Source organism: Methylobacterium sp. 174MFSha1.1 (assembly GCF_900116815.1).
Lineage (GTDB): Bacteria > Pseudomonadota > Alphaproteobacteria > Rhizobiales > Beijerinckiaceae > Methylobacterium.
In genome coordinates, this window is sequence record NZ_FPCB01000007.1 from 106,642 (window position 1) to 121,334 (window position 14,693).

Consider the following 14,693-nt stretch of genomic DNA (forward strand, 5'->3'; position numbering starts at 1 on the left):
GCGGCGAGCCCCGGGATGACATGGAGGGTGGCAATTCTGTCGGATTGATCGATCGCAGGCTGGCGCTACGCAGCGTCACCCGATCGATCGTCTCAGGTGACCTGCGATCCGCCGGAGACGACCCGCGGCTTGAATATTGCTTGTCTCGGCCGACCGGCCCTCACCCCCACCCCCGGCGAAAGGCTCTTCCCATGAACCTGCACGTGCCGGCCCTCACGCCCGAGGCCGCTCCCGTCCGGACCACCTGCCCGTATTGCGGCGTCGGCTGCGGCGTGCTCGCCCGGCCGGACGGGCAGGGGGGCGCCAGCGTGGCGGGCGATCCGCAGCACCCGGCGAATTTCGGCCGGCTGTGCTCGAAGGGCTCGGCGCTCGGTGAGACCCTCTCCCTCGACGACCGGGTGCTGCACCCGCAGATCGCCGGGCGGCGGACGACCTGGGACGAGGCGCTGGACGCCGTGGCGGACGGTTTCAAGCGCACCATCGCGGCGCACGGGCCGGACTCGGTGGCGTTCTACCTCTCGGGCCAGTTGCTCACCGAGGATTACTACGTCGCCAACAAGCTCGCGAAGGGCTTCATCGGCACGCCGCACGTCGACACCAATTCACGCCTGTGCATGTCGTCCTCGGTGGCGGCCCACCGCCGCGCCTTCGGCTCCGACACCGTGCCGGGCTGCTACGAGGACCTCGACGAGGCCGACCTCCTGGTGCTGGTCGGCTCCAACACCGCCTGGTGCCACCCGATCCTGTTCCGCCGCATGCTCGACGCGCGGGAAAAGCGCGGCACGAAGATCGTCGCCATCGACCCCCGTCGTACCCAGACCGGCGAGGAGGCCGACCTCTTCCTCGGCCTCAAGCCCGGCACCGACACGGCCCTGTTCTCCGGCCTCCTGGTCCACCTCGCGGATCACGGCGCCCTCGACCCGCGCTACATCGCCGAGCACACCGCCGGCTTCGACCTCGCGCTCGAGCGCGCCCGCCAGATCGCCCCGAGCGTCGCCGCCACCGCCGCCGCGACCGGTCTCACCGAGGCCGAGGTCGCGACCTTCTTCGAGCTGTTCCGCGGCACGACGCGGGTCGTCACCGCCACCTCGCAGGGCGTCAACCAGTCGGCGCAAGGCACCGACAAGGCCAACGCGATCATCAACTGCCACCTCGCCACCGGCCGCATCGGGAAGCCCGGCATGGGCCCGTTCTCCCTCACCGGCCAGCCCAACGCCATGGGCGGGCGCGAGGTCGGCGGGCTCGCCAACATGCTGGCGGCGCATATGCACTTCACCCCCGAGGAGGTGGATCTGGTGCGCCGGTTCTGGAACGCGCCGAACATCATCACCGGCGAGGGGATGAAGGCGGTGGCGTTGTTCGAGGCGATCGAGCGCGGCAAGATCAAGGCGCTGTGGGTGATGGGCACCAACCCGGCGGTCTCGATGCCCCGGGCCGACCGGGTGCGGGCGGCGCTCCAGAAGCTCGATACCTACGTGGTCTCCGAGGTGGTGGCGGACACCGACACGGTGCGGGCGCGCAACGCGATCCTGCTGCCGGCCCTCGCCTGGGGCGAGAAGGACGGCACGGTGACCAATTCCGAGCGCCGCATCTCGCGCCAGCGCGCTTTCCTGACGGCCCCGGGCGAGGCGCGGGCCGATTGGTGGATCATGGCGCAGGTCGGTAAGCGGCTGGGCCATTCCAAGGCCTTCGCCTGGCCGAGTGCCGCCGCGGTGTTCCGCGAGCACGCCGCGCTGTCGGAATTCGAGAACCGCGGCACCCGCGACTTCGATCTCGGCGGGCTCTCCGACATCACGGATGCCGCCTACGCCGCCGCCGCGCCGGTGCAGTGGCCGCTGACCCGCAAGGCCAAGGCGCCGCAGACGCGGTTCTTCGCCAATGGCGGCTTCTTCACCCGCGATCGCAAGGCCCGCTTCGTCGCGGTGCAGAAGCCGGTCCTGGCGCAAGCGACCAGCGACGCGCTGCCCTTACGCCTCAATACCGGCCGGGTGCGCGACCACTGGCATACCCTGACCCGCACCGGGAAGAGCCCGCGCCTCTCGGCCCATCGCGCCATCCCCTTCGTCGAGATCCACCCCGACGACGCGGCGGCGGCCGGGCTCACCGACGGCGACCTCGCCCGGGTGCGCACCGCCCACGGCGCCGCGGTGCTGGAGGTGATGGTGACGCCGGGCGCCCAGCCCGGCATGCTGTTCGCCCCGATGCACTGGAGCGAGGCCAACACCTCGGACGGCCGCGTCGGCGCGCTGGCGCAGGGGGCGGTCGACCCGGTCTCGGGCCAGCCGGAGCTCAAGGCGACCCCGGCCTCGATCGCCCCCGAGCCCTACCGCTCCCGCGGCTACCTCATCACCCGCGAGAGCGTGGCAGCGTCCTTCGGCTGGTGGTGGGCGCGGGCGACGCTGGACGGCGCGACCGGCCTGATCTTCGCTGCCCAGGACGGCCCGAGCGAGGCCGCCGCCCTGATGCGCGAGCTGTTTGCCGGCGCCACCTTCAGCGAGTACGCCGATCCGGGCCGCGGCCGGTACCGCGCCGCCGCCTTCCGCGACGGGCAGCTCCTCGGCGTGATCGCCCTGGCGCCGGCCGCCGAGCGCCCGACCTGGGACGCCGCCAAAGCGTTCTTCCGCACCCAGGAGCTGCTGGAGCCCTCTGCGCGCCGGGCGCTCATCTCCGGCCGGGCGGAGAGCGCCGGCACCGGCCCGCTGGTCTGCGCCTGCCACACCGTCGGGCTCGACACGATCCGGGCGGCGATCAAGGGCGGGGCGCACGGGGTCGAGGCGGTGGGAGCCGCCTGCAAGGCCGGCACCAATTGCGGCTCGTGCATCCCTGAGATCCGCAAGCTGCTGGCCGCCGAACTTGCACCCGCTTCCGCATAGGCGCATCTGATGGCGCAGGATTTCCCGAGACTCGTGTCAGAAGCTTCCCTTTCCATGCGTACGCCCCGCGCTCCCCGCGAGACCCGCTCCCCGGGCCTCGAGCCCCTGGCCGTGCTCCCGGTCTTCGTGACGCTCACGGGCAAGCGCGCGGTTTTGGCCGGGGCCAATGGCGGCGCGGCCTGGAAGGTGAAGCTGCTCGCCGCCGCCGGCGCCCATGTCGACGTGTTTGCCCCCGAGCCCACCGACGAGATGCGCGGCGCCCCCGCCGAGGCGGTCGCCGGCAAGGTCGTGCTGTACGAGCGCGACTGGTCGCCGGCCGACCTGGTGGGAGCGGCCTTCGCCATCGCGGCCTTCGAGGATGAGGGCGAATGCGAGTGCTTCGTCGGCGCGGCCCGCGCCGCGGGCGCCATCGTCAACGCCATCGACCGGCCGCATCTGTGCGACGTCTCGTTCGGCGCCATCGTCAACCGGTCGCCCCTGGTCGTCGGCATCTCGACGGAGGGCGCCGCCCCGGTCTTCGGCCAGACCGTGCGGGCGCGCATCGAGGCGATGCTGCCCGCCGGCTTCAAGGCCTGGGTCGGGGCCGCCCGCGACTGGCGCGCCGAGGTGAGTGCGCGCTACCACGCCTTCGGCGAGCGCCGGGCGTTCTGGGAGCGGTTTACGGATCGTGCCTTCGCCGAGCCGGAGCGGGCGCCGGTCCGCGCCGACCTCGACGCGCTGCTCGCCGAGAACGACGCCGCGCCGACGGGCGGCAGCGTCGTCCTGGTTGGTGCGGGGCCGGGCGACGCCGAACTCCTGACCCTCAAGGCCCTGCGGGCCCTGCGCAGCGCCGACGTGATCCTGTACGACGACCTCGTCGCGCCGGAGATCCTCGATTACGCCCGGCGCGAGGCCCGCACGATGCTGGTCGGCAAGACCGGGCACGGCCCGTCCTGCCGCCAGGACGACATCAACGCCCTGATGGTGTCGCTGGCAAAGAGCGGCAAGCGGGTGGTGCGGCTCAAATCCGGCGACCCCCTGGTGTTCGGCCGCGCCGGCGAGGAGATCGATGCCTGCCGCGAGGCCGGAATCCCGGTCACGGTGGTGCCTGGCGTCACGGCGGCACAGGGGGCGGCGGCCTCGCTGGGCATCTCGCTCACCCACCGCGACGCAGCGCGGCGCCTGCAATACGTCACCGGCCACGACCGCCGCGGGGCGCTCCCCGACGACCTGAACTGGAAGGCGCTGGCCGATCCCACCGTGACCACGGTGGTCTACATGCCCAAGCGCACCCTGCGCAGCCTCCTCGCCCAGGCCGTGTCCGAGGGCCTGCCGCCCGCGACCCCGGCGCTGGTGGTATTCAACGCCACGCGGCCCGATCAGGCGGTGGTGCGCGGTGAGGCCCGCGACATCGCCGACCGGGTCGAGGCGGCCGGGCTCGAGGGGCCGGCGATCGTGATGGTGGGGGATGCCCTCGGGCGGGGCGTGCAGGCGGACGAAGTGCCAGTCATCCCGCCCGCGGTCCTGGCGGCGGCGGAGCGGGCGAGCGTCTGAGCGAGCGCCTGTTTACGCTGGCAAACCGAACTGAAACCCTCAATGTCATCCCGGGGCCGCGCAGCGGAACCCGGGATCCATAACCGCTGAGGTTTCAGGATGAAGCGGCACGCCGTCCGCCTCGTTCGGCACCCTCGGCGGTTATGGATCCCGGGTTCTCGACTTCGTCGAGCCCCGGGATGACGTTGTGGTTCTTGAGATCTTCGCTCGGACGCACCAGTCGATCGCAGCCGCGCCAAATTCGCTTTGTCTGATTGTTTGGCGGCGCCGCACATCGACAGTTGAGGGCATTGATGGCGCCGCCCCCACCCCTCAGCGGAGAAGGGACGGGGGCAGCGTCCGCACTGACGGGGATGACCCGTACGCGGCGTCAGCGCTGTTGCGGCTGCGGCGGTTGCTGCTGAGCCTGCTGCTGCTGGATCAGCGGGGTGATGCGTCGCACCGTCACCCGGCGGTTCTCCCGCGAGGCACTCTGGGTGTTCACCTTCAGGTACTGCTCGCCATAGCCCTGCGTGGTCAGGTTCTCGGGCGGCACCTTGAAGTCGCGGGTCAGCACCTCGGCCACTGACTGGGCGCGCCGGTCGGAGAGCGAGAGGTTGTCGACGTCGGCGCCGACCGCGTCGGTGTAGCCCTCGATCAGGAAGACCTCCTGCGGGTTGTTCTGGATCGCCTGGTTGATCGCCGCCGCGATGGTGGCGAGGCGCTGGGCCTGATCCGGCGTGACCTCCCACGAGCCGGTGTCGAAGGTGATCGTGTCGATGTCGACGCTGCGCATCCGGGCGCGCAGGGTCGGGCTGTAGCGCACCTGGTCGAGGGTGTAGCGCCGCTCGACCGGCGCGACCGGCGGGGCGGTCAGCGCCTCGTAGATCGCACCCTGGTCGGCCCGCTCCGCCTCGACCACGTAGCGGTCGCGGGGGATGCGGATGTCGGGCGGCGGCAGCACGACCACGTCCTGCTGGATCGACCGCGGCGGGCCCGCGTAGGAATTGTCGATCAGCACCACCTCGCGCCCGTCCGGGCCGCGGCGGTAGCGCCGCAGCAGCCGGCCGTCGTCGTCCACCACCGTGAAGACCTGGTAGCCGCCGGGGCGGTCGATGATCGTCACCGTGTCGCGGCCGCGGCGCTCGATGCGGGCGTCGCGATCGAGCAGGCGGAAGCGCTCGGTCTCGTCGTGGCGCAGGAAGTAGCGGTCGTCGTCGCGCACGATCACCCGGCCGGGCTCGCGGATGATCAGGCGGCCGTTCTCGTTGTACTCGCGCCGGGCGCGGCGGACGTCGTCGTAGCTGCGCACGTCGATATCGCCGCGGCGGAAGCCGCCCGGGACGTAGTCCGGCGCATCGCGGCGATAGCCGCCGGGCAGGTCGCCGCGGTCGTCGGGGCCGCGCCGGTCCAAGTCCCGCCGGTCCAAGTCCCGCCGGTCGAAGTCCCGCCGGTCGTCGCCGCGGCGATCGAAGTCGCGTCCGTCGCGACGGTCAAAATCGCGGCCGTCCCGCCGATCAAAATCCCGCCGGTCCTGATCGCGCGGATCGCGACGGTCGAGGTCGCGGCTGTCGGGCGGTGCGCCGGCTCCGCCGGGGACGAAGGGCCGGCCCGGCACGCCGGGCTGCTGGTTCGGCGGCAGCGGTGCGCCGTTCGGGCCGGCGCCGGGGGCGTCCGGCCGACTGGGTCCGCGACCCGGAGCACCCGGCAGCGGCTCGCCGGGCGCCGGCGGAGCCGCGCGGCCCGGGGCAGGGGGCTGGCCGGGAGGGGGTCCTTGACGATCGGGTCCTTGACGATCGGGACTTTGACCCGGCGCGGGCGGCTGGCCCGGGCTGCGCTGGCCCGGCCCGTCGGGTCCGCGGCGCTCGTCGCGTCCATCGGGGCGGTCGTCGCGGCGATCGGGCCGGGCGTCGGGCCCGCGGCGCTCGTCACGTGCATCGGGACGGTCGTCGCGGCGATCCGGCCGGGCATCGGGGGCAGGGCGCTCCCGCTGGTCGGGACGCGCGGCGGGGCCGCGATCCTGCTGCGGGGCCGGCGGACGGCCGGGCTCCTCGCCGCGCGGGCCGCGCGGCTCCTGGCGATCGGGGCGCTCCGGGCGGTCGGGACGGTCCGGCCGCTCTTGGCGATCAGGGCGCTCTTGGCGATCGGGCCGATCCGGACGGCCCTGCGGCCCGCGCTCCTGCGGTTCGGGCCGCTCCCGTTGCTGGGGCTCGGGCCGCTCGCGGGGCGGCGCCGGGCGCTCGCGCGGCTCCGGCCGCTCGGGACGTTCGCGCTGCGGCTCGGGCCGCTCCTGCCGAGGCTCGGGGCGTTCCTGTCGGGGTTCGGGCCGCTCGCGGGGTTCGGGTCGCGGCGCCTGCCGCTCCTGCCGGGGTTCGGGCCGCTCTTGCCGGGGCTCGGGGCGTTCGCGCGGCTCCGGCCGCTCGGCCGGGCCCCGCTCCGGGCGCGGGCCACCACCCGGGCCGCCGGGGCCACCTTGGCCGCCATGTCCGCGCTCGCCGCCGGGACCTCCGGGTCCGCCCGGACCACCGGGGCCTCCCGGCCCGCCAGGCCCCCGCTCTCCCGGTCCGCCCTGGGCCAGCCGGATCACGTCGTCGCCTCGCGCCGCCGACGGGCCAGCAAGGGAGTGGCCGGCAAGAGCTTGGCCGGCGAGAGCCTGGCTCGCCAGAATCGGCTGGAGCAGCAGCGCCGGCAGGATCGTGCCGGTCAGCAGCAGTGCGCGGGCAGGGCGCATCGGGTGGAACCTCTCGTCCGTCGTCGGTCCCTTCGAACACCTTGACGGCGAGTTGGTTCCCTGCGGTCAACCGGCCCGGGGCGCTCGCGCCGGGCGGGGCGGCGTCACGGGGTGGCGACGGGAGCGGCGCCCGGAGCCGGGACCGACGCCACGGCGGCCTGCGGGCCGTCCGCCTTGGCGGTGAGCGGCACCGGGATCAGGTTCGGGGCGATGATCCGCACCGCGGGACGCTCCTCGGGGGTGGCCGGGCGGGCGGAGTCCGCAGCCTCGGCGGTGCCGTCCTCGACCCGGGTGGCGGCGGTGGCCGCCAGGGTCGCGGCGGCCCGGTCGGCGCGGCCGACCAGGGTCAGCCGAACCTTCGGCCGCGACATCGCCTCGGCCTGGGCCGGGGTGACGAAGATGTCGCCCTTGTGGCGCACCAGCATGCTCTCGGCCTTGACCAGGGCCTGCGCCCAGGTCTGCGTGCCCTTGCACGAGCAGTTCGGCACGAAGGTCTTCTGGAACTTGAAGGCGTTCGCCAGAGCCGAGTAGGAGCGCTTGGTCTGGATCGCGGCGGCCTGGGTCAGGCCGCCGTCGCTCGGCGGCATCGAGTAGGCGGCGGCCTCGGCGCCGGGGCAGAGCGCCTGGCACATCTCGTCGGCGCCCTCCCGCCCGTCGGGCAGGTTCGGCATCGGGAAATAGGCCCCGTCGCACATCCGCACGCAGATCACCTGCGAGCCGCCGCGCCCGAACCCGTCGGCGGGCTTCGGCTGGGAGGCGGCGGCGCTCTGCAGGCCGGTGCAGGCGTCCTTCACGGCGGCGATCAGCTGCTCGCGGCGGGCATTCGAGACCTCGCGGGCGCCGGCGCCGTAGCCGGCATTGAGGGCGCGGATGCGCTGCTCGACCTGCGCGCATTGCGGCGGCCGCATGTCGAAGAACAGGAAGCGCCCGCCCTCGCAGCCGATCGACTGGCGGTAGGCGACGAGCTGCTGGATCTCCTCGATCTGGCCGCGGTTCGAATCCCGCTGCAGGCCGGCGAGCTCGGCGCGGAAGCGCTGACAGGCGGCTGCGTTGGGCTCGGCCAGGGCAGCCTGGCACAAGGAAAGGGTCGCAAGGACACCGGCGATGAGCCGGACCGTGAGGCGAAGCAGCGTCATGGCGTTCGGGAACCGGCCGTGATGCGAGGACGATCCGCCCTTGAGAGCAGGGCGGCGGACGAAAACGAGCCGCCCCGCGGGCGGGGACGCCAAGCGTGGCAGGACGGGACGGATCCGTTCTAACCGCCCTCGTCGCCGTGCGACAGCCTCCCTACATACGTTAAGCTTCTTCAAGGAAAGGTTGATGCGATGGTGTGGCGGCGGGGTCTCAGGGCTCTCTGCGGGGTCGCCTGTCTCGGGCTGGCGGCGGGCACGGCGCTCGCCCAGGAGCCGGACCGGATCTTCGACAAGTCGACGGTCTGGCGGCCGCTCACGCCCAACGACAAGCTGGTGGTCTACGGCATCGACGATCCTGACGTGGACGGCGTCGCCTGCCACTACACCCAGCCGGAGAAGGGCGGCATCAAGGGCACGCTCGGCCTCGCCGAGGAGGTCTCCGACATCTCGCTCTCCTGCCGCCAGGTCGGGCCGGTCAAGTTCAAGAGCAAGATGAAGCAGGGCGAAGTGGTGTTCAGCGAACGCCGCTCGCTGATCTTCAAGAGCATGCAGATCGTGCGCGGCTGCGACGCCAAGCGCAACACCCTGATCTACATGGTCTACTCGGACAAGGTGGTGCAGGGCTCGCCGAAGAACTCGACATCGACGGTGCCGCTGATGCCGTGGGGCACCGAGCCGCCGCCGAAATGCGGCGATTTCCTCGGCTGACGTTCCGCGCCGCCGCTTTCTGCTGATTCATATCCGGGCCCGCGCTTGCGCGGGCCTTTTTTTCGTGTGCGCCGAACTGTCGGCCTCGGGACCGGGACCGCCGCGCCTGTGCCCCGCCGGCCCGTCTCGCGGCGATTCCGGCCGGTTCGAGGCGGCATTAACGATCCGGTAACCATGCTGCGCGCTTCATGGCGTCCGGTAACAACTCGTCAACCGCCGTGACCAGCATCAGCCTCACTCGCCCCTCCCTCCCGCTGCGCGGCCGCTCCTTCCGGGCGCTCGTGCTCGCGCCGGAGACGCCGCTCGGCGACTGGTTCTCGCACCTGGATGCCCTGGTGCAGCGCTCGCCGACGCTCTTCTCCGAGCGCGCCGTGATTCTGGACGTCTCGGGCCTGGCCAAGGACTCCCTCCGGGGGGATGCGGCCGGACCCGAGGCGGCCGAGCCCGCCGAGGACGATCACGATGCCGCGGCGGCGACGCCCGACATCGCCGGCCTCGTCGACGAGCTCAAGCAGCGCGGCATCCGCATCATGGGCGTCGAGAAGGCCGAGCCGGCCTGGCTCGGCCCGGCGCTGCCGCCGCTGCTCAGCGGCGGCCGCCCGGCCGCGATGGCGGAGCCGGACGCCGACGTCGCCGAGGCCAAGGCACCGGAACCCGTCAAGCCGCCGGAGCCGCGCAAGCCGAACTCCCTCGTCCTGGAGACCCCGCTGCGCTCCGGCCAGTCGGTCTACCACCCCGAGGGCGACGTGACGGTGATGGGCTCGGTCGCCTCGGGCGCCGAGATCCTGGCCGGCGGCTCGATCCACGTCTACGGGGCGCTGCGCGGCCGCGCCATCGCGGGGGCGGGCGGCAACCCCCGGGCCCGGATCTGCTGCCGCAAGTTCGAGCCCGAACTGATCGGCATCGACGGCCTGTTCCGCACCGCCGACACCACCGACCCGAAGCTGCGCAAGAAGGCGGTCCAGGTCTGGCTCGAGGGGGAAACCCTCCGCATGGCCGCCCTCGACTGACGACGACGACCGGACGGGACGTCGCGGGCGCCTTGCGCGTCCCGGCCCGCCCGACCGACACGCCCGAACACGACACTCGAACAACCCCGTGAGCGCGCGACCCGGCATCCGGGGCGCCGCATCATCCCGATTGCTCGGGGGGAGCATTGTCCATGGCCAAGATCATAGTGGTGACGTCCGGCAAGGGCGGGGTGGGCAAGACCACCACGACCGCGGCCCTCGGGGCCGCCCTCGCCCAGGCCGGGCAGAACGTCTGCGTGGTCGACTTCGACGTCGGCCTGCGCAACCTCGACCTCATCATGGGCGCCGAGCGCCGGGTGGTCTACGACCTCATCAACGTCGTCCAGGGCGACGCCAAGCTGACCCAGGCGCTGATCCGCGACAAGCGCCTCGACACCCTCTCGCTGCTCCCCGCCTCGCAGACCCGCGACAAGGACGCGCTCACCGACGAGGGCGTCGCCCGCGTCATCGGCGAATTGCGCGAGAAGTTCGACTGGGTGATCTGCGACAGCCCGGCCGGCATCGAGCGCGGCGCGACGCTGGCGATGCGCCACGCCGACATCGCGGTCGTCGTCACCAATCCCGAGGTCTCCTCGGTGCGCGATTCGGACCGGATCATCGGCCTCCTCGATTCCAAGACCGAGCGCGCCAAGAACGGCGAGCGGCTGGAGAAGCACCTGATCCTCACCCGCTACGACCCCAACCGGGCCGAGCGCGGCGAGATGCTGAAGATCGACGACGTGCTGGAGATCCTGTCGATCCCGCTGCTTGCCGTGATCCCGGAGAGCGAGGAGGTTCTCAAGGCCTCGAACCTCGGCAGCCCGGTGACGCTGAACGCACCGCAGAGCGCGCCGGCCCGCGCCTACACCGACGCGGTCCGCCGGCTCAAGGGCGAGACCGTCGAGATGACCGTCCCGACCGAGAAGCGCTCGATCCTCGGCAAACTCTTCACCCGGAGGGCGGCATGAACCTGCTGAGCTTCCTGTCGCGGCGCGGCACGGCGCCGGTGGCGCGCGAGCGGCTCCAGATCCTTCTCGCGCACGAGCGCAACGGCTTCGGCCGCTCGGACCTGGTGGCGGTGCTGCGCGAAGAAATCCTGGCGGTGATCGCCAAGCACGTCGCCATCGACCAGGAGAAGGTGAAGATCACCATGGAGCGCGGCGACGCCGTCTCGACCCTGGAGATCGACGTCGAGCTGCCGAAGGCGGTCCACCGGGCGGCCTGATCCCCTGGGGATGGCCCCGGGGTCTTGCGCTCACGGCCGGCCCGGGCGATTCAATCGCCGACGGGCCGGACGGAGCGAGCTGTTGGCGGACGCCTTCCCACTGCACGACAAGCTGGCCCTGGTCACCGGGGCCGGCAGCGGCATCGGCGCGGCCCTGGCTCTCGGCCTCGCCCGGAAGGGGGCCCGCCTCGTCCTCGTCGACCGCGACCCAGACGGTCTCGCCCGCAGCGAGGCCGCCGTGCGGGCGCTCGGGCGCGACGTCGGCACGCATGCCTTCGACATCACGGATTTCGCGGCGGTCGCCGCGCTGCCTGAGGCGGTCGCCGCCCGGCACGGGCCCCTCGATCTTCTCATCAACAATGCCGGCGTGGCGCTCGCCGGCCGCTTCGCCGATGTCGAGCTCGACGATGTCGACTGGCTGATGGACGTCAATTTCCGCGCCGTGGTGCGGATGACCCGGGCCTTTCTCCCCGTCCTGGAGAGCCGGCCGGCGGCGCAGATCGTCAACCTGTCGAGCCTCTACGGCATCGTTGCCCCGCCGGGCCAGGCGGCCTACGCGGCGAGCAAGTTCGCGGTGCGCGGCTTCTCCGAGGCGCTGCGGCACGAATATGCCGGCACCAACCTCGGCGTGAGCGTCGTGCATCCGGGCGGCGTGGCCACGGCCATCGCCCGCAACGCCCGCGTCGGTCCGCGCCTCGATCCCGCCGAGGTGGCGAGCGGCAAGGCCGCCGTCGAGCGCCACCTGCGTCTTCCCCCCGAGGCGGCGGCGGCCCGCATCCTGCGCGGCATCGCCCGGCGGGAGCCCCGCATCATCGTCGGCCGCGACGCCGCCCAGGTGGCGCTGATCCAGCGCCTGATGCCGGTGCGGTACTGGTCGCTGATCGCCCGCGCCATGGAGTAGAGCATGCCGAGCCTGCGCGCCCACGTCTTCGACTGGATCATCCGCTGGCAGGTTCGGCCGAAGGTCGCCCGCGCCGGGGGCGACGTCGCGGCGATCCGCCGGGTCCTCAACTCGGGCAGCTTCCCCGAGCCGCCCGGCCTCGTCTTCCGCGAGGGCAGCGTCGGCGGGATCGCGGGCGAGTGGATCGAGCGCCCCGGCCTCGCGCCGGACGCCCCGCGGCTGTTCTACCTGCATGGCGGCGGCTTCATCGCCTGCTCGCCCCGCACCCACCGGCCGATCACCGGCGCCTTCGCGCTCAGGGGTTTCCGGGTGTTCTGCCCCGATTACCGACTCGCCCCCGAGCACCCCTTCCCGGCGGCCCTCGACGACGCGGCCGCCTGCTGGTCCGCCTTCGCGGCCTCGGGGCCTGCGGGGATCGCGGGCGATTCCGCCGGCGGCAACCTGGCGCTCGCCTTGATGCTGCGGGCGCGCCGGGACGGCCTGCCGCAACCGCAGGCCGCCGTTCTGTTCTCGCCTTCGACCGATATGCTGGGCGAGGGCGACTCGATGCGCAGCAATGCCCGCCGCGACGCGATGTTCGATCCGACGAAGCTGCAGCACCTCGTCGACCTCTATCTCGGCGGGCACGACCCCGCCGACCCGCTCGTCTCGCCCTTGCGCGGCGACCCTGCCGGGCTGCCGCCGCTGCTGTTCCATGTCGGCGCCCGCGAGGTTTTGCGCGACGATTCGGTGCGCTTCGCCGAGAAGGCCAAGGCCGCGGGCGGCTCCGCCACCGTGACGGTCTGGCCGGTGGTGCCGCATGCCTGGCAGCTGGCGCAGTCGTTCCTGCCGGAGGCGCGCCGCTCCCTGTCCGAGGCCGCCGCCTTCCTGAAGAGCCACGCCGCCACGCCGGAGGCGGTCCGGTGACGGACACGCCCGCCGCGCCGCAGCCGGCGCCCTGGCCGGACAAGCCCCTCGCGGTGCTGGTGATCGGGGCCGGCTTCTCCGGCCTCGCCATGGCGATCCGCTGCCGGCAATCCGGCATCGACGACCTCTTCGTCGTCGAGAAGGCGGACGCGGTCGGCGGCACTTGGCACGAGAACACCTATCCGGGCGCGGCCTGCGACATCCCGGCCCATCTCTACGCCCTGTCCTTCGCCCCGAAGTCCGACTGGACCCGCACCTTTGCCGGCCAGCCGGAGATCGCCGCCTACCTGCGCGAGCTGGTCGCGCGGTTCGATCTCGCCAAGCACATCGCCCTCTCCACCGCCGTCACCGGGGCCGTCTGGGACGGGGGACGCTCCCTGTGGCGGGTCGAGACCGATCGCGGTCCGCTGGAGGCGCGGGTGCTGGTCTCCGGCATGGGGGCGCTGCACTACCCGGCGGTCCCGGCGATTCCGGGCCTGCACACCTTCCTCGGCCCGCTCTTCCACACCGCCGCCTGGGATCACGGCGTCCCTCTGAAGGCCAGGCGCGTCGGGGTGATCGGCACGGGGGCGAGCGCGATCCAGGTCGTGCCGGCCATCGCCCCGGAGGTCGAGCGCCTGGTGCTGTTCCAGCGCACGCCGCCCTGGGTCATGCCGCGCAACGACCGGCCGATCGGCCCGCGGATGCAGGCGCTGTTCCGCCGCCTGCCGCCGGTGCGCCGCCTGTTGCGCGAGATCCAGTTCCGGGTGCGCGAGGCGCGGGCGGCTCTCGGCTTCACCCGGGTCTCCGGGCTCACCCGCCTCGCCGAGGCCGCGAGCCGGCACCACCTGCGCCGGCAGATCGCCGACCCCGCCTTGCGCGAAAAACTCACCCCGCCCTACCGCCTCGGCTGCAAGCGGGTGCTGATCTCCGACGAATTCTATCCGGCCCTGACGCGGCCGAACGTGACGCTGGAGGCCGGCCCGATCCGCGCCGTCACCCCGGACGGCGTGACGATGCAGGACGGCCGCCACCACCCCCTCGACGTGCTGGTGCTCGCCACCGGCTTCGACACCACCGCGTCGCTTGCCCGGGTGCCGGTGGTCGGCCGCGACGGGCTGATCCTCGCCCGCGCCTGGGGCGAGCGGGTGGCGGCGCATCGCGGCGTGGCGGTGGCGGGATTTCCCAACTTCTTCATGCTGCTCGGCCCCAATACGGGGCTCGGCCACAACTCGGTCGTGCTGATGATCGAGGCGCAGGTCGAGTACGTGCTCGCCTGCCTCGCCGAGATGAAGACCCGCAACCTCGCGGCGATCGAGCCCTCGCCGGAGGCGCAGGCGCGCTACCTCGCGGATCTCGAGCGGCGGCTCGCCGGCAGCATCTGGCAGCAGGGCGGCTGCGCCAGCTGGTACCAGGACGCGGCCGGGCGCAACATCGCCCTGTGGCCCGGCACGGTGCTGGCCTACCAGCGCGCGATGCGGGTGCCGGACTGGGGCGAGTTCGTCCTCACCCCGGCATAGGCCTGGTCCCGGCTGCAAGAGTCGTTGGACGCATCGCTGCGCTGCGGCGATAGCGCTTTGCGCCCGTCACAGACGCGTGCTATCGGCCGGTGCCAACTCAATCCAGGCTTTTGCCAGGCATTTGCCACGCAAATCGCCCGGGGCGACCCCGATTTGGCGGCTTCCGCAAGGGCCGCACGCACGAGGAGTTGGTTC

12 protein-coding genes are annotated in these 14,693 nt (G+C 72.8%); 10 read left to right on the forward strand and 2 right to left on the reverse strand.

Features of this window, described 5'->3' with window-relative positions:
• Positions 1 to 191 precede the first annotated feature (191 nt).
• Both BM430_RS05505 and cysG read left to right on the forward strand, forming a co-directional pair.
• Positions 192 to 2,873: a nitrate reductase gene (locus BM430_RS05505; RefSeq protein WP_093566209.1), complete on the forward strand. Its 2,682-nt coding sequence runs from the start codon at positions 192 to 194 to the stop codon at positions 2,871 to 2,873.
• Positions 2,874 to 2,927: 54 nt separating this feature from the next.
• Positions 2,928 to 4,406, forward strand: coding sequence for a siroheme synthase CysG (cysG, locus tag BM430_RS05510; protein WP_093566211.1), 1,479 nt, complete (start codon positions 2,928 to 2,930; stop codon positions 4,404 to 4,406).
• 370 nt (positions 4,407 to 4,776) lie between these two features.
• Here cysG and BM430_RS35665 read toward each other — a convergent pair whose 3' ends face one another.
• The gene (locus tag BM430_RS35665; RefSeq protein WP_348273073.1) at positions 4,777 to 5,799 is read right to left on the reverse strand and encodes an OmpA family protein; all 1,023 of its coding nucleotides are present in this window, start codon (positions 5,797 to 5,799) and stop codon (positions 4,777 to 4,779) included.
• A 360-nt stretch (positions 5,800 to 6,159) separates the two neighbouring features.
• Here BM430_RS35665 and BM430_RS35670 point away from each other — a divergent pair, with 360 nt between their 5' ends.
• The gene (locus BM430_RS35670; RefSeq protein WP_348273074.1) at positions 6,160 to 7,161 is read left to right on the forward strand and encodes a hypothetical protein; all 1,002 of its coding nucleotides are present in this window, start codon (positions 6,160 to 6,162) and stop codon (positions 7,159 to 7,161) included.
• Positions 7,162 to 7,220: 59 nt separating this feature from the next.
• Here the strand turns inward: BM430_RS35670 and BM430_RS05520 are convergent, their stop codons facing one another.
• Positions 7,221 to 8,252 (reverse strand): DUF2865 domain-containing protein, encoded by a 1,032-nt coding sequence (locus BM430_RS05520; protein WP_093566213.1) that lies wholly within the window; start codon positions 8,250 to 8,252, stop codon positions 7,221 to 7,223.
• 189 nt (positions 8,253 to 8,441) lie between these two features.
• On the opposite strand from BM430_RS05520, the gene BM430_RS05525 reads away from it, so the two are divergent.
• The 7 genes from BM430_RS05525 (at position 8,442) to BM430_RS05555 (ending at position 14,498) form a co-directional block, all read left to right on the forward strand.
• Positions 8,442 to 8,957, forward strand: a complete 516-nt coding sequence (locus BM430_RS05525) for a CreA family protein (protein ID WP_093566215.1) — start codon at positions 8,442 to 8,444, stop codon at positions 8,955 to 8,957.
• 218 nt (positions 8,958 to 9,175) lie between these two features.
• Entirely contained in the window at positions 9,176 to 9,967 is a 792-nt protein-coding gene (minC, locus tag BM430_RS05530; RefSeq protein WP_093566418.1) for a septum site-determining protein MinC, read from the forward strand.
• A gap of 152 nt (positions 9,968 to 10,119) precedes the next feature.
• Positions 10,120 to 10,935, forward strand: coding sequence for a septum site-determining protein MinD (gene minD / locus BM430_RS05535; protein ID WP_093566217.1), 816 nt, complete (start codon positions 10,120 to 10,122; stop codon positions 10,933 to 10,935).
• Positions 10,932 to 11,192 (forward strand): cell division topological specificity factor MinE, encoded by a 261-nt coding sequence (minE, locus tag BM430_RS05540; protein ID WP_093566219.1) that lies wholly within the window; start codon positions 10,932 to 10,934, stop codon positions 11,190 to 11,192. The genes minD and minE overlap by 4 nt, the downstream gene beginning before the upstream one ends.
• Before the next feature lie 82 nt (positions 11,193 to 11,274).
• Positions 11,275 to 12,093 carry an SDR family NAD(P)-dependent oxidoreductase gene (locus BM430_RS05545; RefSeq protein ID WP_093566221.1) on the forward strand — a complete coding sequence of 273 codons (819 nt, stop codon included), beginning with the start codon at positions 11,275 to 11,277 and terminating at the stop codon, positions 12,091 to 12,093.
• A 3-nt stretch (positions 12,094 to 12,096) separates the two neighbouring features.
• Positions 12,097 to 12,999 (forward strand): alpha/beta hydrolase, encoded by a 903-nt coding sequence (locus BM430_RS05550; RefSeq protein ID WP_093566222.1) that lies wholly within the window; start codon positions 12,097 to 12,099, stop codon positions 12,997 to 12,999.
• On the forward strand, positions 12,996 to 14,498 hold the full coding sequence (locus tag BM430_RS05555; RefSeq protein WP_244539339.1) for a flavin-containing monooxygenase: 1,503 nt from the start codon (positions 12,996 to 12,998) through the stop codon (positions 14,496 to 14,498). Before BM430_RS05550 ends, BM430_RS05555 begins: the two co-directional genes overlap by 4 nt.
• Positions 14,499 to 14,693: the final 195 nt, after the last annotated feature.